Consider the following 23,028-nt stretch of genomic DNA (forward strand, 5'->3'; position numbering starts at 1 on the left):
CTTGAAATACGCAGCAATTGACATCGGATCAAACGCAGTAAGGTTACTTATTGCAGATATTATTGAGAATAACGAATCGGTATCCTTTAAAAAGAATACGTTGATACGTGTGCCTTTGCGTTTGGGCGACGACGCTTTTTTGCAGCAGCATATCTCTGATAAAAAGGCCGATGACCTGGTAAAAACCATGCATGCTTTTCGTAGTTTAATGGATGTTTATAAGGTAACTGAATATTTGGCGTATGCAACATCAGCCATGCGCGAGGCTAAAAATGGAGAGGCTGTTGTAAAGCGTATTATTGAAGAAGCAAACATCAACCTGGAGATCATCCACGGGCAAAAGGAAGCTAAGATCATTTACGCCAGTCATGCCGATCAGGCTATTGATAAAAGTAAAACCTACCTGTACGTTGATGTGGGTGGTGGTAGTACAGAATTATCATTGTTTTCAGCAGGAGAGTTAGTAGCATCCAAGTCTTTTAACCTGGGCACAATACGCATATTGGATAATCAGGATACCGAAGAAACCTGGAACGATATGCATGATTTTTTACGCGAACATACCCGCAATTTTAAAGGTATATCGGGTATTGGTACAGGTGGCAACATCAACAAATTATATAAACTGGCTGATGAGAAAGATAAAGCACCAATGTCATTTTCTAAACTTAAATCATTATACACTTACCTTAATTCTTTCTCATTGAAAGATCGTATTAATGTGCTTGGATTAAACCAGGATAGGGCAGACGTTATTATACCGGCTTGCGAGATATACCTTTCGGTAATGAAATGGGGAGGCATCAAGCAAATGTATGTGCCAAGTGTGGGTATGGTTGATGGTATTATACAAACCCTGATAGAGAATAATTCATCAGCGAGTTAACAATATTAATTTTTTGATAATATTTAAAAAACTTATTATCTTTGTATTGCTCTCAAAAGGAGCATGTTTTTCATAGGTAGATGTAGGGTCGGGTACTTAGTATTCGACCCTTTTTTGTGCGGCTAACTTTTTATGGCGATGTTTGTTGCTTAATCACCCCGACTATGCTTCGCTGGTCGACCCTCTCTTCCGCAAGCGGTAAAGAGGGTTGTAGAAAATTTCCTCTTTACGCCAAAGGCGAAGAGAGGGTGGTCGAGCGAAGCAAAGACCGGGTGAGTCAATACGATGTTATATATGAAAAAGAAAATTGTTGTAGCCATAACCGGTGCCAGTGGTGCCATATACGCTCAATTACTATTAAAAAAACTACAGCAATTAAACAGCCAGGTAGCCGAGGTGGGTATTGTAATGTCTGACAATGCCAAACAAGTTTGGGAGTTTGAATTAGATAATACTGATTACAATAATTACCCTTATAAATTTTACGCTAAGAATGATTTTATGGCACCTTTTGCCTCAGGCTCGGCAAAGTTTGATACCATGGTGATTATTCCATGCTCCATGGGTACATTGGGCCGTATAGCTGCTGGTACATCTGATGACTTGATTTGCCGCGCTGCCGATGTTATTTTAAAGGAACGACGCAAACTAATATTGGTAGCGCGTGATACACCACTTAATCTGATCCATATCCGTAATATGGCAACCGTTACAGAGGCGGGAGGTATAATTTGCCCGGCAGTACCATCCTATTATAGCAAACCACAAACCATTGAAGATGTAGCCATGACCGTAGTGAATAGGGTTATTGATTTGATAGGGTTGGAGAATGACAGCTACCGTTGGAATGAAGATTAAGTGATAAAGATTAGTGTAATAAGCAGGTCAACAAATCTTTAATTTTTAACAACTAATCTTAAAAAGTTATCTTTGCAGCTTCAAATGAATAAAAAAGTTGCTTTTTATACGCTGGGTTGTAAGCTGAATTATTCAGAAACATCAACTATTGGCCGCCTTTTTAACCAGGCCGGTTTTGATACGGTTGATTTTACTAATACACCTGACGTGTTTGTTATAAACACCTGTTCGGTAACCGAGAATGCGGATAAGAAATGTAAAAAAATAGTTCAGGAAGCGCTGAAAATATCCCCTGCTGCTTATGTAACCATTGTAGGTTGCTACGCGCAATTAAAACCAAAAGAAATTGCCGAGATACCAGGTGTTGATATGGTTTTAGGCGCTGCAGAAAAATTCCAGATTGTAGATTACATATCCGATCTGACTAAAAATCCTAAAGCATTAGTATACAACCAACCCGTATCTGAAGCTAATGAATTTGTTTCTTCCTATTCGTTTGGTGACCGGACCCGTACTTTTCTTAAAGTTCAGGATGGTTGCGATTATTCTTGTACGTTTTGTACCATACCATTAGCACGTGGCAACAGCCGTAGTGATACTATTGAAAATGTGGTTGCACAAGCTCATCAAATTGCTGAGTCGGGTGTAAAAGAAATTGTGTTAACAGGCGTTAACCTTGGTGATTTTGGTATTATTGATGGTCAACGGAGTACCAAATTTTTTGATTTGGTAAAAGCTTTAGACGAAGTACAAGGTATCGACCGTTTCCGTATTTCATCCATTGAGCCTAATTTATTGTCTGATGAAATTATTGAATTTGTGGCGACATCAAAACGTTTTGTGCCGCATTTTCATATCCCGCTACAATCAGGATCTGATAAGATATTGAGCTTGATGCGCCGCCGATATAAAAGAGAATTATATGCCAATCGCGTAGCAAAAATAAAAGAGTTGATGCCCAATTGCTGTATAGGGGTTGATGTGATAGTGGGTTTCCCCGGCGAAACTCGTGAAGACTTTATTGACACCTATAATTTCCTGAACGATCTGGATATATCATACCTACATGTATTCACTTATTCGGAACGCGAAAATACTTTGGCTGCCGAAATGAGTGGGGTAGTACCCGGCTCAACCCGTGCAGAACGCAGTAAAATGCTCCATATATTATCTGACAAAAAACGCCGCGCTTTTTACGAAACCCAACTAAATAAAACCGAAGAAGTATTATTTGAGGGGGATATTAAAGAGGGTTTTATGCATGGTTTTACCCGTAACTATGTAAAGGTAAAAGCTAAGTATGATCCGGTACTGGTAAACGAATTGAAAACCGTTTACTTAACAAACATTTCACCTGACGGTGATGTTGAAATAACCGAAAGCGAAGAAATATTAACGCATTAAAGTTATATTCGCTGCAAACAATTATAACCTATGTTTCCAAACATAACCTCGCTTATCGAGTATTTTACCGGTTTACACATCCCCTTACCCATACAAACATTTGGGTTTTTTGTGGCGCTTGCTTTCATGGCGGGCTATTGGGCTTTTACACAGGAATTTAAACGCAAAGAGAAATTAGAAATAGTTCATCCTTTTAAAAAGGATATTGTAGTTGGCGAATCGATATCTACCGTTGACCTGGCAGGAAATATCATATTTGGTTTTGCAATAGGCTATAAACTGGTTGATATGGCGTTAAATTATAGCGCCATGATCAATGACCCGCAAGCATTTATTTTATCATCACGCGGTAATTGGTTGGGGGGGATATTATTTGCAGCTGCTTTAGGCTACTGGGCTTATGCCGAAAATAAAAAACAACGATTAGCTAAGCCAATTACTAAAACCATTACCGTGCATCCGCATGAATTAATGGGTAATTTATTGATATGGGCGGCAGTTTGGGGTTTTGTAGGTGCCAAACTATTTAACGGTTTAGAGAATTGGAACGATCTTATGGCCGATCCGGTTGGTATGCTTATAGGTACCAGCGGTTTTACTTTTTATGGGGGATTGATTTGTGGAGGTGCCGCGGTACTATATATTGCTAATAAACATGGCATAAAACCATTAGATATGCTGGATATTGGCGGCCCGGGTATGATGTTAGCCTACGCGGTTGGCCGTATAGGCTGTCAAATGTCGGGCGATGGAGATTGGGGTATTCCTAATTTGGCACCCAAACCGGATTGGTTAAGCTGGGCTCCTGATTGGATGTGGTCGTTTGATTTTCCGCATAATGTAAGTAACCAGGATCCGGGTAATCTCATACCAGGCTGTGTGGGTAATTTTTGTAATGTGTTAAACCAACCTGTATATCCTACATCTTTCTATGAATCAGTAGTTTGTATATTGTTGTTCTTATTTTTATGGGCAATAAGAGATCGTATAAAATTATCGGGCGTAATGTTTGGCATATACCTAATATTAAATGGGGTGGAGCGTTTTTTAATTGAAAAAATACGCGTGAATACCAAATATCATGTAGCCGGCATCAGCTTTACCCAAGCCGAAATGATATCACTTATTTTAGTTATAGGTGGTATTGCGTTAATTGTTAACGGATTAAATCATCAAAAAACTAAGGCTAGGCATGGCTAATAAGTTTTTGAAAAAAATAGCAAAGAACCAGGTTGTGCGGTTTATATTATCTGCAGGTATGGGTTTTTTGGTTGACGTGACAATTTTCTATCTACTCTATCATAATCTGCTCATCCAAAAAAAGTATCATTTTTTTAATTCTGATTTTCGGAACTCTACAGTTTCATTAACCATATCTTATGGCATGGGGGTAGTAGTTAATTTTTTAATAACCAAATACCTGGTATTTACCGAGTCGCAAACATCAGCCTATAAACAATTTTTTAGGTTTGTGGCGGTGGCTATAATTGGCTTTTTTGCCAATTTAGGTATGATAGCACTTTTTATACACTACTTTAATATGTACCCGCCTGTGGCACGTCCATTAGCGGCTTTAAGCTTGTTTATTGCAAGTTTTTTTATACATAAATTCTTTTCATTTAGTTTGGCTTTAAGGGATCAACAGCAACGTGAGCCGGGTGAAGTTAAACATACTTAATACATTTTATGGGTCTTGAACAAATAACAAACCAGGTAATTGAATTATCTAAAAAGGCGGGCGACTTTATCCGCCAGGAAAGAAAATCATTCAGCTCTGCTAAAATAGAATACAAGGGGTTAAACGATATGGTATCCTACGTAGATAAAACTGCCGAGGAAATGATTGTTGCCGGATTAGAGAAAATATTACCCGAAGCTGGCTTTGTTACCGAAGAGCAAACTAAAAATAAAATTGCCGACCGCTACAACTGGATCATCGACCCTTTAGACGGCACTACCAATTTTATACATGGCCTGCCCGTTTTTTCGGTAAGTATTGCTTTAAAGGAGTATGACGAATTGGTTTTGGGCGTGGTGTATGAAATTAACCAGGATGAATGTTTTTACGCCTGGAAGGGTGCGCCTGCTTATTTAAATGGGCAAGAAATTAAAGTAAGTAATTGTCCAACAATCAGCAATAGCTTAATTGCTACGGGCTTTCCTTATTATGATTTTGGTAAACAGGAGCAATACATTAAGTTATTTACGCACCTGATGCAAAACTGCCATGGCCTGCGCCGTTTAGGATCAGCCGCGGTTGACTTGGCTTATACCGCTGCAGGTCGTTTTGATACTTATTATGAATATAATTTGAACGCCTGGGATGCCGCTGCCGGTATTGTAATTGTAAAACAAGCAGGAGGGCAGGTGGTGAATTTTAGTGGTGGTGATGAAGTGTTAGAAACCCGCGAACTATTAGCTACAAATGGGTTGATGACGGAGGAAATGTTGGGAGCTATCGCTCAGTATTTCGTTAATCAGTGATTAGTTAATTAGTTTTAGAAGAGTTGAAACTAATCTCTAATTAACCAATCACTAATCACTTTAAAGAGCTTCCGATACCACCTCGGTAACTTCAGGAACCATGCGTTTAAGCAAGTTCTCAATACCGGCTTTTAAGGTAACGGTTGATGATGGGCAACCACTGCATGAACCACGAAGCTCAACAGTTACAACACCTTCTTCAAATGATTTGTAGGTTATAGCGCCGCCATCCTGCTCAACAGCCGGGCGAACGTAATCATGTAATATTTGCTGTATTTTAACTTCGGTATCGGTACCTTCAAAGTTGCCTGCTTCTTCCTGCTCTTCAATTTGAACTTTTATTTCAGACTCAACCGCACCTTTTACAAATTCTTTTAGTATCGGCGTAATATCATCCCAGCTATCACCGTCAAATTTGGTAACGGTAACAAAGTTGCTGGCGAAGAATACACCGTTTACAAATGAAAACTTAAACAACTCTTGTGCGAAAGGCGAGTTCGTAGCACTTTCTTTAGTTGGATAGTCAACACTGCCGTTTATCAGCAACTTGTTCACTATAAACTTCATAGTTGCCGGGTTTGGGGTCGATTCGGTATATACGTTGATATTCATTGATGTAGCTTATTTAAAATTATTCTTGACAAAAATAGGCAGGATTTTGATTAATGCTATACGTTTAAATTGTTATGACCTTAAATCAACAATTGTTAAACCTATATGCCTGTATAGTTAGCCGGCGTAATCTGCTTAATTTCCTGTTTGATATTATCGTCAACTTGTAAAGTCTCTACAAACTCAGCAATAGTATTAGCATTTACATGCGCATTAGTACGTGTAAGCTCTTTTAATGCTTCGTATGGGTTTGGATAGCCTTCGCGGCGTAAAATAGTTTGTATGGCCTCGGCAACCACCGCCCAGTTAGCATCCAGGCTGGCGTTGATAGCATCGGTATTTAATAGTAACTTATTCAAACCTTTTACGGTTGATTTTAAAGCTATTAAGGTATGTGCAACAGGTACGCCAATATTCCTTAATACGGTAGAGTCGGTCAAATCACGCTGTAATCTTGATATAGGCAGTTTAGCCGCCAAGTGCTCAAATAACGCATTAGCAATCCCCAGGTTGCCTTCCGAGTTTTCAAAATCTATCGGGTTTACTTTATGCGGCATAGCCGATGAACCTATTTCTCCTGCTTTAATTTTTTGTTTAAAGAAGTTCATCGATATGTAGGTCCACATATCCCTGTCTAAATCGATAATAATATTATTAATACGTTTTAAAGCATCGCATTGCGCTGCAAAATTATCGTAATGCTCTATCTGCGTGGTAAACTGCGAACGATTAAGGCCCAGTATATTGTTTACAAAGTTATTCCCAAAGTCTTTCCAGTCAATTTCCGGATAGGCCAAATGGTGCGCGTTAAAGTTACCGGTAGCGCCGCCAAACTTAGCCGAGTTAGGTATTTGCTTTAATTGTTTTACCTGGTTTTCTAACCGTTCTACAAAAACCATTATTTCTTTACCCAAACGGGTAGGCGATGCGGGTTGACCGTGGGTATGTGCCAGCATGGGCAAATGTGCCCATTCTGTAGCATAGCTTTTTAATATAGTTAATAACTCGTCAAAAGCCGGATAATATACTTCCTTCAAAGCCAGTTTAAAGGTATAGGGTATAGTAGTATTATTAATATCCTGCGATGTTAAACCAAAATGTATAAATTCTTTATATTTTTGCAGCCCTAATTCATCAAACTTTTGTTTAATAAAATACTCTACGGCTTTAACATCGTGGTTGGTAGTTTTCTCAATTTGCTTGATATTCTCTGCATCAGCTTCATCGAAATTATTGCAGATATCACGTAACTTTTCTGCTACATTTGCATCTAAATTCTGCAATTGTGGAATAGGATGCTTGTATAAAGCTATGAAATACTCTACCTCAACAAACACCCGGTACTTGATCAGGGCATATTCAGAAAAATATGCGGCCAGTGTTGCGGTTGTATTACGGTAACGGCCATCAATAGGTGATATTGCAGAAAGAGGTGTAAGTGTCATGATTGTGAATTTTCTGCAAAGGTAACATTTTTCATTTGTTGGCATAAATGTGATAGGGGTTTGTCAAGTGGATGTAATGTTGATTGGAAACTTTGAAATCTAAAAATGTTTCCATAGTTTTGCGCCATCAAAAAAACAATGACGCATATAGATAGAATAATACAAGGTGGCGAGGACCTGTTTTTAAAAGCAGGTATTAAAAGCGTAACAATGGACGATATAGCCAAACATTTGGGTATGTCAAAAAAAACCATTTACCAGTTTTTCAAAGATAAAAACGAATTGGTTATTGCCCTGGTGTCAAAAAAGCTGAGGCAGGATGAGGATGACATGTGCAATATCATTAACCACTCGGGCAATGTGATAGAAAAGATGATCAATATGATGAAATGTTCAGAAGATATCTTTTCAAGAATTAACCCCATTGTAATACATGATATGCAAAAATATCATCCCGATGCGTGGAAACAGTTTCAGGATTTTAAATCAGGTGTTATTGTGCGTACGTTGGAGGAGCTTTTAACCGAAGGTATAAATCAAGGTTACATCAGGGCTGACATTGATGTTAAAATAATGGCCCGGATGCGTGTAGCACAGGTAGAACTTGGTTTTGATACCAAAATGTTCCCGATTGCCGAGTTTAGTACATGGCACGTGCAGTACCAGTTTTTAGAGCATTTTACATTTGGCATATGTACCCTTAAGGGGCACAAGCTATTGAATAAATACAAGAATATAAATGAGGAATAATTTAACACTACTGACATAAGGTTGTCATAACAGTTAACTTATTTTGAAAATAAATTTCAGAACTAACTAATAATTATCACAAACAATACCCATATATCACAATGAAGAACATAATAGTTATACTATTCTTAATTTGTGCAATGGCTTTTACCGGCTATGCACAGCAACCACAACCAGACGGACAGGTATATAATTTTACACTTGCCGACTGTATTAATTATGCCTACCAGCATCGCGATTCGGTTCTTAACGCGGCTTTGGATGTAAAAAGTGCAGAGTACCGGGTAAAAGAAACCGTAGGCCGTGGTTTACCACAAATAGCCGCCACCGGGTCATTCCAGGATTATTTAAAAATACCTACATCGTTATTACCGGGCGAATTTTTTGGCGCGCCGGGTACATTTATTCCGGTAAAATTTGGTGTTAAATATCAATCAAACCTGGGTGTAAACCTTAACCAGATATTATTTGATGGAGATTACCTGGTGGGATTACAGAGCCGTGGTACTTATAAACAATTGTTTGAATTGAGTTATACCCGTTCAAAAATTGATGCTAATGTTACTGTAACTAAAGTTTATTACCAGGTATTGGTTAATGGTGAGCAGATCAAATTATTAGATGCTAATATTGCCCAGTTAAAACAACTGGTTGATCAAACTACGGCCCAAAACAAACAAGGTTTTGTAGAAAGGATTGATGTGGACAGGCTAACGGTTCAATACAATGATTTGGTTACTACCCGCGAGAATACTTTGAATTTATTGGCTTTAAATTACCAGCTTTTAAAATTCCAGATGGGTATGCCAATTGAGAATAACCTGGTTTTAAAAGACAGGTTGCAGGATGTAAAATTAGATCCGATAGCCGAAGTAAATACCGATACTACATTTTATCATAACCGTATTGAGTACAACTTATTAGAAACTCAAAAAAAATTAAGCGAGTTTGATCTTAAAAGCCGGAAAGCAGCATATTTGCCTAAACTTGTTTTAAATGCCAGCTATGCAAACTCGTACCAAAATAACTCATTTGGTAGCCTGTATAACACCGCTTACCCCGTAGGATACATTGGTTTAAGTTTAAATGTACCCATATTTAGCGGTCTTCAGCGAAGCAACCAGGTAAAACAAGCGGCTATTACAGTGCAAAAAGCCGAGAATACCATGTTTCAATTAAAAAATGCTTTGAACTTACAGGCTAGCCAGGCTAAGATAGTTTATACTAACGGCCTAAGGTCGCTTAACAACCAAAGAGCTAACCAAGCATTAGCACAAGAGGTATTAAGAGTTACACGCATTAAGTATCAGCAGGGGGTAGGCTCAAGTATAGAAGTTACTCAAGCCCAAACTGCCTTACAGGATGCGGATAATAAATATATACAGGGTTTATACCAAGCTTTAGTTAGCAAGGTTGACCTTGATAAAGCATACGGAATTATTAAATAACCAAATCACAACATCATACATAACATGAAAAAATTATTAATTATACCGGCTATTTTGCTTTTAGCAGCATGCTCAAATAAGCCAAAAGATAAAACAGCTGAATTGGCTGAACTTAAAAAACAACAAGCGGAGTTAACTGATAAGATAGCTAAACTTGAATCAGAAACTACTGATAAGGATGCGGTTAAAGCAACCGAGGTAGGTGTTGTAGTAGCCCAGGCTGGCAATTTTACCAACTATGTTGATGTGCAGGGTAAAATTGACGCTCAGGACAACGTTATTGCCTATCCGCAGGCACAAGGTATTATTACCTCTATTAATGCAAGGCCCGGACAACATGTAAGCAAGGGCCAGGTATTGGTACAACTGGATAACAGTGTATTAAAACAACAAATACAGCAGGCAGAAATTCAGGCTGGTTTAGCCCGTACTTTGTTTGAGCGTCAAAAAAATCTTTGGGATCAAAAAATTGGTACCGAGGTACAATTTTTACAAGCCCAAACCAACTTGCAAAGCGCGCAAAAACAAATTGCCGCTTTACAGCAACAAGCTGATATGTATCGTATAAAATCGCCAATTAGCGGAACTATAGACCAGATGGACCTTAAATTGGGCCAGGTGGCTATGCCGGGTGCTACAGGAATACGTATTGTTAATGCCGATATTTTAAAAGTAAAGGCTGATGTGCCTGAAACCTATGCAGGTTCAGTTAAGCAAGGTAATAATGTTAAAATACTTATTCCGGATGCTAACGATTCATTAGTAACTAAAATTACTTTTGCGGCAAGGGTAATTGACCCTGTATCGCGTAGTTTTCCTATAGAGATCAAATTACCTACACGCAAAAATTTACGTCCTAATATGACAGCAGTTTTACGAATTGCCAACTATTCAAAAAGTAATGTTATTACTATCCCTATTAAAGCTGTTCAAAATTCAGAGGCTGGAAATTATGTTTATGTAATTGAGAATGGACTGGCTAAACGTAAAGTTATTCAGCAGGGTAATACATCAACAGGTAAAGTTGAGGTTACATCAGGCTTAAATGATGGCGATCAGGTTATAGTTGAAGGCGCGGGTGATGTTGAAGAGGGCGATAAAGTAAAGGTTTCACAATAAGGTTATTTACCTCATTATAAATATTTGATCTAATGAAAGATCTTGAAAAAGAATTTAAACCATCCAGCTGGGCTATTGAAAACAAGACCGCTGTATATGTAATGGTATTTTTAATTACCATACTCGGATTGGTAAGCTATAATAATTTGCCTAAGGAGAATTTCCCGGATATAGCGCAATCTAAAGTATTTATTACAACTATGTATGCCGGGCAATCGCCTCAAAATATCGAGATATTGGTTACCCGCCAGATAGAGAAAAAACTAAAATCATTAAAAGGGCTTAAAAAAGTTACTTCAAACTCTTACCAAAACGTATCTATTATTACCTGCGAGTTTAATGGTAATATATTGATAAAGGATGCTAAGGTTGATGTGAAGGAAGCTGTTGATAAAGCAAGGCCCGACCTGCCTCAAGGCGATAACAACCTGAAAGAGTCAACTATATCTGACATCAACGTTGCCGATCTGCCTATCCTGTATGTAAACATATCGGGCGATTTTGATCTGAAAAAGTTAAAGGAATATGCAGATAACTTGAAGGATGAGATTGAGAGCATGAAAGAAATTTCAAAGGTAGAAGAAGTGGGAGCACTGAAACCGGAGATACAGGTTAATGTTGATCTTAATAAAATGACTGCTGCGCAGGTAAGTTTTTCGGACATTACCAATGCAATAGGTTATGAAAATATTATAACATCGGCAGGTAATTACAGAATTGATGGAATACAACGTGCCATTGATATTAAACAGGATTTTAAAAATGCCGATGAAGTAGCCGCTATGGTTATTCGTAACCCAAAGGGACAAGCCATTTATTTGCGTGATATTGCAGAAGTTAAAGACAGTTTTCATGAACAGGAAAGTTATGCCCGTTTAAAGAATACTAATGATAACGAGTTTAAAAATGTAATTACGTTAGCTGTTAGTAAACGTGCCGGCGAGAACTTGATTGAAGCTTCAAACAAGATCAATGAATTGATTGCGGAGAAGAAAAAAACAGATTTTCCGAAAGCACTGGATATTATTGTAACCGGAGACCAATCAGATAAAACCCGTGTTACCATTACCGATTTGGTGAATACCATTATTATAGGTTTTATATTGGTAACTATTATCCTGATGTTTTTCATGGGTACTACCAACGCCTTGTTTGTTGCACTTTCGGTACCGCTATCATGTTTTATAGCATTCCTGGTAATGCCGGTTATTGGATTTACGCTTAACATGATCGTATTGTTCTCGTTCCTGCTCGCGTTGGGTATTGTGGTGGATGATGCTATTGTGGTAATTGAAAATACGCACCGTATATTTAACAACGGGGCAATGCCAATTAAGCAAGCAGCTAAAATAGCGGCAGGAGAGGTGTTTTTACCGGTATTCTCAGGCACCATGACTACTTTGGCACCATTTATACCACTGGCGTTTTGGAATAGCCTTATTGGTAAGTTTATGTTCTTCCTGCCAATAACTTTGATAATAACCTTATTAGCATCATTATTGGTAGCCTATATTATTAACCCGGTATTCGCGGTTGATTTTATGAAACCACATCATGATGGGGAACATGCTAACCCTAAATTTGATAAAAAGGTGAGGCGCGTAATGATCTATTTAGCTATTGCAGCTGTAGTAGGTTATTTGATAAACTTTGGCGTAGGTAACTTTGTAGTGCTTGCTGCAGCTTTATATTTATTGAACCACTTTGTATTATTACAGGTGATTGATAAATTTCAGAAAAATGCGTGGCCAAGATTTCAGTCATGGTATGCCCGCTGGATAGAGCGTGCTGTGCAGCGTCCCTGGACAGTCTTTTTTGGTACTATTGGTCTATTCATCTTCAGTATAGTATTCATGATCGTTCGTGCGCCAAAAGTAGAGTTCTTCCCACAGGCAGACCCTAACTTTGTGTACGTGTACATCACCTTACCTACGGGTACTGATCAGTCTTATACAAACGAGGTTACTAAGGAATTAGAGCAACGTGTAGCTAAAGTGGTAGAACCGGACAAGGATATTATATCTTCTATCATATCAAACGTTACAGTAAGCGTGACTGATCCACAAGATGAGGATCAAGGTAACTATCCTAACAAAGGAAAAATTACGGTTGCGTTTGTGGAATATGGTAAACGCGAGGGAAAAGATACCAAAGAGATATTGGCTCGCATTCGTAAAGCTGTAACAGGTTATCCGGGTGCTAAAATTACCATTGACCAGGAAGGGGGTGGCCCGCCAACTCAAAAAGATATTAGTATTGAGTTAGCTGCAGATAACCTGGACACATTAACTAAAACTGCCGAAAATTTAAAGCGATACCTGGATAAACAAAACATAGCCGGAATTGAAGAGTTAAGCTCTGATGTTAAGAACGATAAGCCTGAGATAGTATTTGATATTGACCGGGAGCGTGCTAATCGTGAGGGTATTAATAGTGCTCAAATTAGCCAGGCATTGTTTACCGCCATATATGGTTTTAAGGCAACTGATTTTAGAAACACCCGCGAAGATAACTACGAAATAAATGTACGTGCGCAGGAAGACCAGCGTACCAACCTTGACCAAATACGTAACTTAAAAATAACTTACCGTGACATGGCTACAGGTGGTGCTATACGCCAGGTACCAATATCGGCCTTTACCGATATAAGATACACCAATACCTATAGTAATATTAAACACAAGCAGCAAAGGCGTGTACTTACTTTAAGCTCGAACGTTATTAAGCCGTTTAACGCTAACGAAGTAAATGCTAATATACAACGTGCTATAAATCAGTTTAAAAAACCGGATATGGTGAGTATTAAAATGGGTGGTGGACAGGAAGATCAGCAAGAGGCAATGAATTTCTTGTTAGGTGCATTGGGAGCTTCATTTGGTATTATTTTGATCATACTGATGGTACAATTCAATTCGATAGGTAAAACCCTGATCATTTTGAGCGAGATATTGTTCAGTATTATTGGCGTATTCCTGGGGGTAAGTATATTTGGTATGACCATTACCATTGTAATGACTGGTGTAGGTATTATTGCACTTGCCGGGGTGGTGGTACGTAACGGTATATTACTGGTAGAGTTTACTGATTTACTGATGGAGCAAGGGGCAAGCATACATGATGCCGTTGTTGAAGCGGGCCGCACACGTATGACACCTGTTGTATTAACTGCTACTGCCGCCATATTGGGTTTAATACCGTTAGCAGTTGGTTTTAATATTGACTTTGTGGGCTTATTTACTGAGTTTAAACCACATATTCACTTTGGTGGCGATAACGTAGCGTTTTGGGGCCCATTATCATGGACAATGATATTTGGTTTAGGTTTCGCAACCATCATTACCTTAATATTAGTACCTTGTTTGTACTTGATACGCTATAATATTAAAGCTAAAATGAACAAAGGAAAAGGTGTAAAGCCGGCTGAAATAGCTTCATAATTCTAACAAAATATAATTTAAACATTGGGCTGCATCTTAAATGATGTGGCCCTTTTTATGATGTCACTTCCTTGTAAAAAAGCTAAAACAAGTTGCAACATCTATTAAGTTAATAGTACCTTTGAATATTATAAAACGACTATAATTTATATATTATAAAAGATACTTCTGAAGTTAAGAGGTGATTGTTTTAGAGTGATTAATCAGGCCGGTAATTATTGTCGGCCTGATTTTTTTTGGTCTATCCAAAGAATAAATAAGCCATTGATATAGCGGTTATAATACCTGCGGCATCGGCAATTAACATTGCTGGTATAGTATAACGTGTTTTTTTAATATTAACTGCACCAAAATAGAGGGCTGCTATATAAAATGTTGTATCAGCCGAACCGTACAAAACGCTTGATAAATGCCCCACAAAGCTATCCACACCAAAAACTTTTAAATTATCCAGCATTAATGCACGCGCTCCTGATCCGCTTAAGGGCCTTAAAAAAGCTATAGGCAACACATCAGTAAAACGGGTATCCATATTAAAGTGGCTGAATATCCATTTAAAACCATCGCCTAAAAATGTTAATGCGCCGCTTGTTCTGAATAAACTCACGGCGGCCAGCAAACCCACCAGGTAAGGGATAATTTTGATTGATACCTCAAAACCTTCTTTAGCACCATCAATAAATGCTTCAAATACATTGATCTTTTTTCTGGCACCTCCTAAAATAAAAAGCACCGGTATTGCTAATAGGGTAACATTACTAAATACTTTTGAAAACTCGCTTATTTGCTCTTTGCTTAAGTAAGCGGTAAAATACCACACCAATAACGCGATGCCGGCAGTTAATCCTAAAAGCCAGGTTAAAACTACTCTGTCAATAAGGTTTATTCTTTGTTTAAATGCAACTACTAATAAACCCACAAGGGTGGCTACATAAGTTGCAATAATACACGGTAAAAAAATATCTGTAGGGTCTTGCGAGTTATAAATGGCGCGTTGTGCAATAATATTGATAGGTAATATAGTTAACCCGGATGCATGTAACACCATAAACATGATCTGTGCGTTTGATGCTGTTTCTTTATCCTTATTTAACTCTTGCAATCCATTCATTGCTTTTAAGCCCAGTGGGGTTGCCGCATTATCTAATCCTAATAAATTGGCCGAAAAGTTCATCATCATTTGACCAACTGCCGGATGGTTTTTAGGAACTTCGGGAAATAAACGATTAAAGAAAGGCCCAACAATGCGCGAAAGAAAATTTATAGCTCCAGCCTTTTCGCCAATTTTCATAATACCTAACCAAAAAGCCATAATACCAACCAGGGGTAGCGCAATATCCATTACTGATGATTTGGTTGAATCAAACAACCCTTCAACCATCAGCTTAAATATTTCGGTATCACCAAAAAACATCAGTTTTACTAAGCCAATTACAAAAGCGATAACAAAAAACAATATCCAGATATAATTCAGAGCCATGGAGTAATATTAAGACTTTGAAGATAAATGTTTTTTATAAAATGCAGTAATATTAATTAAGGTCCCTGTCGGCTACCGCGTTTTTATCGGGCACTATCTGTATGCTGTAGTTTTTAATTATCGGGCTGTAAGGAACAACTTCGTTAACTACTATATATGCGGTGAATAAATCTTTGATTGTATAGGTTTCTATATCGGCCCCCGTAAGGCTAAACTTATGGGGGTATTGTAAAATAGAATTATAGATCAGGTTATATTGAGTTACATCCGTGGTTTCTATTTCAAGAAACATACGTCTGCCATCCATTCTTAAATTTACATTAATAAAAGTACGGCCCCCGCGCGGCATAGTATATTCGCTATATTTTTTCTTTACATTTTTAGATTTAAGCGTATAGCCTTTGGCTAATAAAAAGGTATCTGCCTGGTTAAGATCATTCCTGATCAAAAATTTCACATCCTCGTATGACAAAAGCTTACTTTGCGCAAAACATGCCATTGATGTGCAAATGATTGTTAGCAAGAAGATGGCTTTTTTCATATTTTTTACAATTGAATGTTACTAAAATTACATAAATGTTAGGGTGACCACAATTTTAAAACAGCAAATGCATTAACTTAGCTGTATTGTTACATGATATAAACTACTATGCCTAAAATTGAACTTTCACGTGTAAACGGCGACTACGGCTTTGATGCCAAGGATGAAAATGGCCACATTATTAAAATGGATACCAACCCCAATAACGGTGGTCAAAATTATGGTGCGCGCCCAATGCAATTGTTGTTGGTAGGATTAGCAGGATGTTCGGCTATTGATGTTATTGGTATATTAAAAAAGCAACGCCAGGAAGTGCGTGACTACAAAATGATAGTTAATGGTGAGAGGGAAGCAGGGGTTGAACCATCATTATGGAAAGAAATAGCTATCGAATTTCATTTATACGGAAATGTAAACCATGATAAGGCGGTAAAGGCAGTTGAATTATCTGTTGGTAAATACTGCTCTGTAGCGGCAACATTAGAGCAAGCCGGTGCCCATATTAAATGGGAAGTTTTTACACATGAATAACTAATTGTTTATAAATATATACTTGTGTTTCTGTTGAAGTATGTTAAATTAGGCATCGCAATAAATACAGTACATGCCATCCTTTTTTAAAAAGACGCTTTTAGTAATTCCTGCAGTATTGTTAAGCTTGGGTGTATTTGCCCAGGAACTGGATTCGGCCTATGTTGAACCATTTTCAAATATCAGCAATTTTCGTACATGGTCTGTTGGTATAAATGGTGGGTTTACAATGCCATTTGCCGATGATTACGCTACACCAAGTTACCAATATGGTTATGGTGGTTTTATAAAAAAACAAATACTATCTACATTAGGGATACAAGCCGATTTTATGGCCGGTAAAGTTAATGCAGAAAATTCACTCAATAATCAGTATTCACAATATACAACCAAAATCAATTGGTCGGCATCGTTAAGTGTTAATTTGATACTGGCCAATATAAACTGGCGTAACAGAACAGGTTTGATATACCCGTACATAAGTGCCGGTGTAGGCATGATGGCTTACGAGCCATCATTGACAGATTTGGCTATACCACCGGTTACTACACGCTACAGTCAGGCACCAATACAATCCTATTTTATACCACTGGCAGCGGGTTTAAAGGTAAAGGTAGCCAAAGGTGTAAACCTTGATTTAAGTTGCGTAGTAAACTTTGTAAGTGCCGATAATTTTGATGGCTTAGTTTTGGGTAATGTACGCGATAGGTTTTATTACCCGCGCTTTGGGATTGAAATTGCTTTAGGATCGCGCGATAAACAACAATTGGCTACACATAACCCGGTAGCTTCTATGCGTACCGAATATTTACTACAGGGACAATCTTTGCAAAAAGAATTGATGACCCAAAAGATTATTAATGAAAGATTAAAAACCGATCTTACAAATAACTACAATAAAATAACTACAGATACCGATAATGATGGGGTAGCTGATTTTTATGATAAATGTCCTGCAACACCATCAGGTACTAAAGTTGATGGTTCCGGCTGCCCGCTGGTGTTACCTAAGGCAGAAGAGAAAATAGTATACGTAACCGAAGATGATAAAAAAGTAGTTAAAGAAGCTGTAGATAATTTAGAGTTTGATTTTAACAGCATTAAATTAAGGCCATCTTCATTCCCCAGTTTGAACATCTTGGCCCAATTACTTATTGAAAAAGGTTTCAGCCTTAAATTAGAGGGCCATACTGACAATGTGGGTCCAACGGATGTAAATTTAAAATTTTCACAAGATAGGGCAGAGGCTATAAAAACTTACCTCATAGGCCGGGGTGTTAATCCTTCAAAAATTGAAGCAATAGGTTATGGCCGTGAACAACCTATTGCAACTAATAGCACTCCCGAAGGTCGGCAACAGAACCGCCGTGTAGAATTCACATTAAAATAATTAACCCAAATATGATAATTGAAGCCGCTTTTAAGCGGCTTTTTATTTATGAAATATATCATATTAAATGTATAAATAATCATTATTAATACAATATTGTATATTATTAAACGCATTAATTTCATATATAACAGGTCAACAAAAACAGCATTTGCTAATTATTTAAATAGTAGTTAAATAATTGATTTAAAGCGTTTTGCATAGCATTTTACTATATTCAATTGTAGTTTATTTGGTACAGTTTGGTTAATGGCATTAATGTTGCCTAACCTATGTAATGTTTATATAAAATATAAGCAGTCAACATAAAAACTCATACCATGAAAACAATTTTAAAACAAGCCGCTTTCTCTTTAACCGGAATATTGCTGGGAACCTGCGCATTTGCACAGACAGCACCGGATGCAAATTATGTACAACCTTTTTCAGGCGATGCCGCCTTCCGTACCTGGTCAATAGGTGTTAATGCTGGTATACTGAGTACCTACACACCTTTACAAAATAACAGTCGCCAGGATTTTATGACACCACAAGCTCAATTGGGTTATGGTGCTTATATCAAAAAGCAAATATTGCCATCTTTTGGTTTACAAGTTGATTACTTAGGTGGTAAAATTGAAGCGGCTAATTCAGCCATGCGTGGAGCGCCATTTAATAGTAGTGCCTACAGCAAAGTTAGTACATCAGTGCAATATGCAGTTAGTTTGAGCGGTCATTTTAACCTGTCAAACATCAACTGGCATTATAAAACTACCAGCATACAACCCTACTTTACTGCAGGTGTTGGTATAATGGGCTATACACCATATTTAACTCCGGGTGATGGCAATCCGCCTATATATTTCAAATCGGGTAACGATCATGGTGTGAGCGAATTGTTTGTACCTGTAGGTGCCGGTTTTAAATTAAACGTAGCTAAAGGCGTAAACATTGATTTAGGTTACAAGGTAGCTTTTGTTAACTCTGATAACCTTGATGGATATAATTATGCATCAAACAATGATAGATTTTCATATGGGCACATTGGTTTAGAGTTTGCTTTAGGTGCAAAATCAAAACCACAATTAGCTACACATAACCCTGTTAATTCATTACGGAATGAATACTTAATGGATGAGCAAAGACTACAAATGGCAATAGATGCACAAAAAGCAGAACTTGCTGCACAAAAAGCCGCTAACGATAAATTAAGAGCTGATTTAAATGCAACCAATGCCAACATGGCTAAATTTAGCGCTGATAGCGATGGTGACGGAGTTCCTGATTTCTTCGATAAATGTCCGGCAACACCATCAGGTACAAAAGTTGATGGTTCAGGCTGTCCACTTCCTGTAGCTCCTGTTCAAAGACCGGATGTTAGGGTAATTGTAACAGAACAAGATAGAAAGATTGTAAACGAAGCCATTAAAAACTTAGAGTTTGATTTTGGTAAATCAACTTTACGTCCACGTTCATTCCCAAGTTTAGATAGGGTTGCAGCACTATTAATAGAGAAAAACTTTAGCTTAAAATTAGCCGGACATACTGATAATGTTGGTTCAAACGATGCTAACTTAAAACTATCTAAAGACCGTGCAGAATCTGTTAAAACTTACTTAGTAGGTAAAGGTGCAAACGCATCACGTATTGAAGCTACCGGTTATGGCGAAACGCAACCAATTGCAACTAATAAAACTGCAGCTGGCCGTCAACAAAACCGTAGGGTAGAGTTTACTTTATTCTAGAACCCAAATAAATAACAATAAAAAAGCTCCGTGATATTACTTCACGGAGCTTTTTACATATATAGTAGTTGTTATCCCTCGTAAAAATCTGCCAGGGCGCCAAAATAGTTATTGTTCCAGCCATCTACCATATCATCATAGTCAGTATCCGGAATATTAGTATGTCTTAACTCAACAGATGTACCTGCTTTATCAGCATGTAGTTTAATGGTAACTATTGATTCTTCAGTCTGCCCATCAAAATACCATTGCTGTACGATTTTTTTATCCTGTTCAAACTCCAGGTTTTTGCCGATAATACTGCCTTCCCACATAGAAAATTCAGATCCTGATAAGGTTGACATTTCTGCCTCTTCGCCAGTCCAAAGTTCCATGGTAACCGGGTTGGTTAGCGCCATATAAACTTCTGCCGGGGTAGCCGGGATGGCGTAATATTTTTTAAAATCTTTCACAGGCGCAATTTAAACATTTATCAAATTAAAAACTCATCATAAGTTTTAGTGTTAAAACAGTAGATGTTAAAATTAGTATTAATGCGACATGGGGAAAGTGTGTGGAACCGTGAAAACCGATTTACGGGCTGGACGGATGTCGACCTTTCACCCGAAGGGTATGAACAGGCCAAACATGCCGGGCAGCTTTTAAAAAGCAAAGGTTATATTTTTGATGCAGGATACTCGTCTGTATTACAGCGTAGTGTGAAAACACTGCATATTGTGTTGGAAGAAATGGGGCAACTACACATACCCATACAGCAAACATGGCGTTTAAATGAACGCTTTTACGGTGCGCTGCAAGGTTTAAACAAGGACGAGGTTATAGCTAAATACGGCTCAGAACAAGTACAAAAGTGGCGCAGGAGCCCAGGCGAATATCCACCGGCTATAAGCAAGGGTGATAAACGTTATCCTGGTTTTAATCCTTTATATAGTGATTTAACTGAAGAGGAGTTGCCCCTTACAGAGAATCTTACCCGAACTATAGAAAGGGTGTTACCTTTTTGGAACGAAACAATTATCCCGGCCCTGCAAAAAAAAGAGCGTTTAATTATTTGTGCACATGGTAATAGCCTGCGGGCACTAATAAAGTATATGGATAATCTTTCTGACGATGAAATTATGCAGCTGGAAATACCTACCGCTACCCCATGGGTATATGAGTTGGATGATAACTTGAATAGGATTAATCATTATTACCTGGAGTAAGCAGAAAGCTAAAGCAAAAAGACCAGAGCTTAACCTCTTAGCTTTCTGCTTGTAGCTCTATTTATATAATTCGCCTGCTTTTTCAGCAGATAGTTTAATGCCTTTTATCATAGCCGAGCTGAAACCGTTATGTTCCATTTCGTTTAAACCTGCTATTGTACAGCCTTTTGGCGATGTTACCTTATCAATTTCTCTCTCCGGATGAGACGCTAATTTTAACAACAGATCAGCAGCGCCTTTAGCGGTTTGCGCGGCCATTTGCAAGGCATCATGTGCGTGGAAACCAATTTCGGTACCACCTTGTGAAGCAGCACGTACAGCTCGTAAAAAGAATGCCACACCACAGGCACAAAGAGCAGTAGCAGCAGTCATCAGGTCCTCATTTATTTGTATAGTTACACCAACCGTATCAAACATTGATTTTACCAAATTTACATTCTCTTCTGATCCCGTATCAGTAGCTATGCAGGTCATTGATTCGCCAATGGCTATAGCCGTATTAGGCATAGCACGTACAACCTGCACATCTAAAGCCAATTGCTGGCGTATATCCACACAATTAACACCTGATATAACCGATATCAACAACTGTTTTGCAGGGTTAATGCTCGGCTTTATTTCGGCCAATAGCTTATTTAATTGCTGTGGCAACACTGCCAAAACTACAATAGTTGCACCGGATACGGCTTTAGCATTATCTGTAGTAGTATTATAACCATTAGCAGCGTGTTCTGCCAATGGCGGTAAGCTTCTGCGGGTTAGTGTTATTTGTTGGGGTGTATAAATACCCGCTTTTACCAAGCCTTTAGCTAATGCTAAACCCATGTTACCGCTGCCTAAAATGGCAATATGTTGTTGTGCGCTCATATACTATTACTTAATCGTGTGCCAAATGGCTTATTATTTTTTAATTCTCCTAATTCGTCCGACCGGCCTATTACCACTGCTTTAACGCCGCATGATATAGCGGTAAAAGCATTTTCCAGCTTAGGCAACATACCGCTGTGAATTATTTGCTTTGTTTTTAATTCCTCATACCGTACCGGGTCCAGTTCTCTGATGATAGAATCATCATCGTCAATATCCTGCAATACACCGCGCTTTTCAAAGCAATATATCAAAGTGGTATGGTATAATTTGGATAAAGATACGGCTAAAGCCGATGCAATGGTATCAGCATTAGTATTTAATAGCTGGCCTTCCCCGTCGTGTGTTAATGCACAAAAAACAGGAGTGAAGCCCGCTTTAAGTAAATTGTCCAGATTTTTGGGGTTGATAGATTTTTCATCTATATCACCTACAAAGCCGTAATCAATAGTTTTTACCGGGCGTTTTTTGGCGCGTATGAAATTACCGTCCGCACCGGTTAAACCAATCGCATTTGTGCCATATCGTTGAAGCTGGGCCACGATATTTTTATTGATCAAACCACCATAAACCATGGTAACCACCTTTAAAGTTTCAATATCTGTTATCCTTCGCCCGTCAACCAATTTAGGTTCAATGCCTAAGGTCTCTGATAGCTGGGTTGCTACTTTACCACCACCATGTACCAGTATTTTATACCCATCTAATGCCGTAAAATCCTTTAAAAAATGATGCAGGTGCTCGGAGTTATCAATTACGTTGCCGCCTATTTTTATAATATGGAGGGGTGTCATGCTGTAGTATAAAATAATTTGGATGCTAAAATAAGTAAATCCTGATGAATTAT

At 38.1% G+C, this 23,028-nt stretch carries 21 protein-coding genes; 14 read left to right on the forward strand and 7 right to left on the reverse strand.

All coding sequences use genetic code 11. The features are described 5' to 3' along the window. Position 1 precedes the first annotated feature (1 nt). The 6 genes from ACYVJ6_RS07755 (at position 2) to ACYVJ6_RS07780 (ending at position 5,632) form a co-directional block, all read left to right on the forward strand. Positions 2-886: a Ppx/GppA phosphatase family protein gene (locus tag ACYVJ6_RS07755; RefSeq protein WP_460693482.1), complete on the forward strand. Its 885-nt coding sequence runs from the start codon at positions 2-4 to the stop codon at positions 884-886. A 294-nt stretch (positions 887-1,180) separates the two neighbouring features. Next, positions 1,181-1,744, forward strand: a complete 564-nt coding sequence (locus tag ACYVJ6_RS07760) for a UbiX family flavin prenyltransferase (protein ID WP_460693483.1) — start codon at positions 1,181-1,183, stop codon at positions 1,742-1,744. Between the two features lie 84 nt (positions 1,745-1,828). Beyond that, the gene (gene mtaB, locus ACYVJ6_RS07765) at positions 1,829-3,148 is read left to right on the forward strand and encodes a tRNA (N(6)-L-threonylcarbamoyladenosine(37)-C(2))-methylthiotransferase MtaB (RefSeq protein ID WP_460693484.1); all 1,320 of its coding nucleotides are present in this window, start codon (positions 1,829-1,831) and stop codon (positions 3,146-3,148) included. Positions 3,149-3,178: 30 nt separating this feature from the next. Beyond that, on the forward strand, positions 3,179-4,348 hold the full coding sequence (locus tag ACYVJ6_RS07770; RefSeq protein WP_460693485.1) for a prolipoprotein diacylglyceryl transferase: 1,170 nt from the start codon (positions 3,179-3,181) through the stop codon (positions 4,346-4,348). Further along, entirely contained in the window at positions 4,341-4,826 is a 486-nt protein-coding gene (locus ACYVJ6_RS07775) for a GtrA family protein (RefSeq protein ID WP_460693486.1), read from the forward strand. Before ACYVJ6_RS07770 ends, ACYVJ6_RS07775 begins: the two co-directional genes overlap by 8 nt. A gap of 8 nt (positions 4,827-4,834) precedes the next feature. After that, the gene (locus tag ACYVJ6_RS07780) at positions 4,835-5,632 is read left to right on the forward strand and encodes an inositol monophosphatase family protein (protein ID WP_460693487.1); all 798 of its coding nucleotides are present in this window, start codon (positions 4,835-4,837) and stop codon (positions 5,630-5,632) included. Between the two features lie 60 nt (positions 5,633-5,692). On the opposite strand, the gene ACYVJ6_RS07785 is transcribed toward ACYVJ6_RS07780, so the two are convergent. Continuing rightward, positions 5,693-6,244 carry a NifU family protein gene (locus ACYVJ6_RS07785; RefSeq protein ID WP_460693488.1) on the reverse strand — a complete coding sequence of 184 codons (552 nt, stop codon included), beginning with the start codon at positions 6,242-6,244 and terminating at the stop codon, positions 5,693-5,695. Between the two features lie 101 nt (positions 6,245-6,345). Next, a complete protein-coding gene (purB, locus tag ACYVJ6_RS07790) occupies positions 6,346-7,689 on the reverse strand; it encodes an adenylosuccinate lyase (RefSeq protein ID WP_460693489.1) in 1,344 nt (447 codons plus the stop codon). Positions 7,690-7,827: 138 nt separating this feature from the next. On the opposite strand from purB, the gene ACYVJ6_RS07795 reads away from it, so the two are divergent. The 4 genes from ACYVJ6_RS07795 to ACYVJ6_RS07810 all read left to right on the forward strand — a co-directional run bounded on the left by ACYVJ6_RS07795 (position 7,828) and on the right by ACYVJ6_RS07810 (position 14,443). After that, positions 7,828-8,439 (forward strand): TetR/AcrR family transcriptional regulator, encoded by a 612-nt coding sequence (locus ACYVJ6_RS07795; protein WP_460693490.1) that lies wholly within the window; start codon positions 7,828-7,830, stop codon positions 8,437-8,439. A 101-nt stretch (positions 8,440-8,540) separates the two neighbouring features. Further along, positions 8,541-9,887: a TolC family protein gene (locus ACYVJ6_RS07800; RefSeq protein WP_460693491.1), complete on the forward strand. Its 1,347-nt coding sequence runs from the start codon at positions 8,541-8,543 to the stop codon at positions 9,885-9,887. 24 nt (positions 9,888-9,911) lie between these two features. Continuing rightward, positions 9,912-11,006, forward strand: coding sequence for an efflux RND transporter periplasmic adaptor subunit (locus ACYVJ6_RS07805; protein WP_460693492.1), 1,095 nt, complete (start codon positions 9,912-9,914; stop codon positions 11,004-11,006). Positions 11,007-11,038: 32 nt separating this feature from the next. Beyond that, positions 11,039-14,443: an efflux RND transporter permease subunit gene (locus ACYVJ6_RS07810; protein WP_460693493.1), complete on the forward strand. Its 3,405-nt coding sequence runs from the start codon at positions 11,039-11,041 to the stop codon at positions 14,441-14,443. A gap of 241 nt (positions 14,444-14,684) precedes the next feature. On the opposite strand, the gene ACYVJ6_RS07815 is transcribed toward ACYVJ6_RS07810, so the two are convergent. Continuing rightward, positions 14,685-15,923: a nucleoside recognition domain-containing protein gene (locus tag ACYVJ6_RS07815; RefSeq protein ID WP_460693494.1), complete on the reverse strand. Its 1,239-nt coding sequence runs from the start codon at positions 15,921-15,923 to the stop codon at positions 14,685-14,687. 52 nt (positions 15,924-15,975) lie between these two features. Next, positions 15,976-16,464, reverse strand: coding sequence for a hypothetical protein (locus tag ACYVJ6_RS07820; protein WP_460693495.1), 489 nt, complete (start codon positions 16,462-16,464; stop codon positions 15,976-15,978). Positions 16,465-16,572: 108 nt separating this feature from the next. Between ACYVJ6_RS07820 and ACYVJ6_RS07825 the strand changes: the two genes are divergently transcribed. The 3 genes from ACYVJ6_RS07825 (at position 16,573) to ACYVJ6_RS07835 (ending at position 20,109) form a co-directional block, all read left to right on the forward strand. Then, positions 16,573-16,995, forward strand: coding sequence for an OsmC family protein (locus ACYVJ6_RS07825; protein ID WP_460693496.1), 423 nt, complete (start codon positions 16,573-16,575; stop codon positions 16,993-16,995). Positions 16,996-17,068: 73 nt separating this feature from the next. After that, entirely contained in the window at positions 17,069-18,385 is a 1,317-nt protein-coding gene (locus ACYVJ6_RS07830; protein WP_460693497.1) for an OmpA family protein, read from the forward strand. Positions 18,386-18,705: 320 nt separating this feature from the next. Further along, positions 18,706-20,109: an OmpA family protein gene (locus ACYVJ6_RS07835; protein WP_460693498.1), complete on the forward strand. Its 1,404-nt coding sequence runs from the start codon at positions 18,706-18,708 to the stop codon at positions 20,107-20,109. 71 nt (positions 20,110-20,180) lie between these two features. Here the strand turns inward: ACYVJ6_RS07835 and ACYVJ6_RS07840 are convergent, their stop codons facing one another. Further along, entirely contained in the window at positions 20,181-20,561 is a 381-nt protein-coding gene (locus tag ACYVJ6_RS07840; RefSeq protein WP_460693499.1) for an SRPBCC domain-containing protein, read from the reverse strand. A gap of 63 nt (positions 20,562-20,624) precedes the next feature. Here ACYVJ6_RS07840 and gpmA point away from each other — a divergent pair, with 63 nt between their 5' ends. Next, positions 20,625-21,314 (forward strand): 2,3-diphosphoglycerate-dependent phosphoglycerate mutase, encoded by a 690-nt coding sequence (gene gpmA / locus ACYVJ6_RS07845; protein ID WP_460693500.1) that lies wholly within the window; start codon positions 20,625-20,627, stop codon positions 21,312-21,314. A gap of 57 nt (positions 21,315-21,371) precedes the next feature. Here gpmA and proC read toward each other — a convergent pair whose 3' ends face one another. Both proC and argB read right to left on the reverse strand, forming a co-directional pair. Next, a complete protein-coding gene (gene proC / locus ACYVJ6_RS07850; RefSeq protein ID WP_460693501.1) occupies positions 21,372-22,181 on the reverse strand; it encodes a pyrroline-5-carboxylate reductase in 810 nt (269 codons plus the stop codon). Further along, complete coding sequence (argB, locus tag ACYVJ6_RS07855; protein WP_460694619.1) at positions 22,178-22,975, reverse strand: acetylglutamate kinase; 798 nt, start codon at positions 22,973-22,975, stop codon at positions 22,178-22,180. Before argB ends, proC begins: the two co-directional genes overlap by 4 nt. Positions 22,976-23,028: the final 53 nt, after the last annotated feature.

The organism is Mucilaginibacter puniceus, assembly GCF_054783175.1.

Bases quoted from the DNA above. Each gene is read 5' to 3' on its own strand.
- ACYVJ6_RS07760 (WP_460693483.1), top strand. From the start codon at position 1,181: ATGAAAAAGAAAATTGTTGTAGCCATAACCGGTGCCAGTGGTGCCATA.
- mtaB (WP_460693484.1), top strand. From the start codon at position 1,829: ATGAATAAAAAAGTTGCTTTTTATACGCTGGGTTGTAAGCTGAATTAT.
- ACYVJ6_RS07770 (WP_460693485.1), top strand. From the start codon at position 3,179: ATGTTTCCAAACATAACCTCGCTTATCGAGTATTTTACCGGTTTACAC.
- ACYVJ6_RS07775 (WP_460693486.1), top strand. From the start codon at position 4,341: ATGGCTAATAAGTTTTTGAAAAAAATAGCAAAGAACCAGGTTGTGCGG.
- ACYVJ6_RS07780 (WP_460693487.1), top strand. From the start codon at position 4,835: ATGGGTCTTGAACAAATAACAAACCAGGTAATTGAATTATCTAAAAAG.
- ACYVJ6_RS07785 (WP_460693488.1), bottom strand. From the start codon at position 6,244: ATGAATATCAACGTATATACCGAATCGACCCCAAACCCGGCAACTATG.
- purB (WP_460693489.1), bottom strand. From the start codon at position 7,689: ATGACACTTACACCTCTTTCTGCAATATCACCTATTGATGGCCGTTAC.
- ACYVJ6_RS07795 (WP_460693490.1), top strand. From the start codon at position 7,828: ATGACGCATATAGATAGAATAATACAAGGTGGCGAGGACCTGTTTTTA.
- ACYVJ6_RS07800 (WP_460693491.1), top strand. From the start codon at position 8,541: ATGAAGAACATAATAGTTATACTATTCTTAATTTGTGCAATGGCTTTT.
- ACYVJ6_RS07805 (WP_460693492.1), top strand. From the start codon at position 9,912: ATGAAAAAATTATTAATTATACCGGCTATTTTGCTTTTAGCAGCATGC.
- ACYVJ6_RS07810 (WP_460693493.1), top strand. From the start codon at position 11,039: ATGAAAGATCTTGAAAAAGAATTTAAACCATCCAGCTGGGCTATTGAA.
- ACYVJ6_RS07815 (WP_460693494.1), bottom strand. From the start codon at position 15,923: ATGGCTCTGAATTATATCTGGATATTGTTTTTTGTTATCGCTTTTGTA.
- ACYVJ6_RS07820 (WP_460693495.1), bottom strand. From the start codon at position 16,464: ATGAAAAAAGCCATCTTCTTGCTAACAATCATTTGCACATCAATGGCA.
- ACYVJ6_RS07825 (WP_460693496.1), top strand. From the start codon at position 16,573: ATGCCTAAAATTGAACTTTCACGTGTAAACGGCGACTACGGCTTTGAT.
- ACYVJ6_RS07830 (WP_460693497.1), top strand. From the start codon at position 17,069: ATGCCATCCTTTTTTAAAAAGACGCTTTTAGTAATTCCTGCAGTATTG.
- ACYVJ6_RS07835 (WP_460693498.1), top strand. From the start codon at position 18,706: ATGAAAACAATTTTAAAACAAGCCGCTTTCTCTTTAACCGGAATATTG.
- gpmA (WP_460693500.1), top strand. From the start codon at position 20,625: ATGTTAAAATTAGTATTAATGCGACATGGGGAAAGTGTGTGGAACCGT.
- proC (WP_460693501.1), bottom strand. From the start codon at position 22,181: ATGAGCGCACAACAACATATTGCCATTTTAGGCAGCGGTAACATGGGT.
- argB (WP_460694619.1), bottom strand. From the start codon at position 22,975: ATGACACCCCTCCATATTATAAAAATAGGCGGCAACGTAATTGATAAC.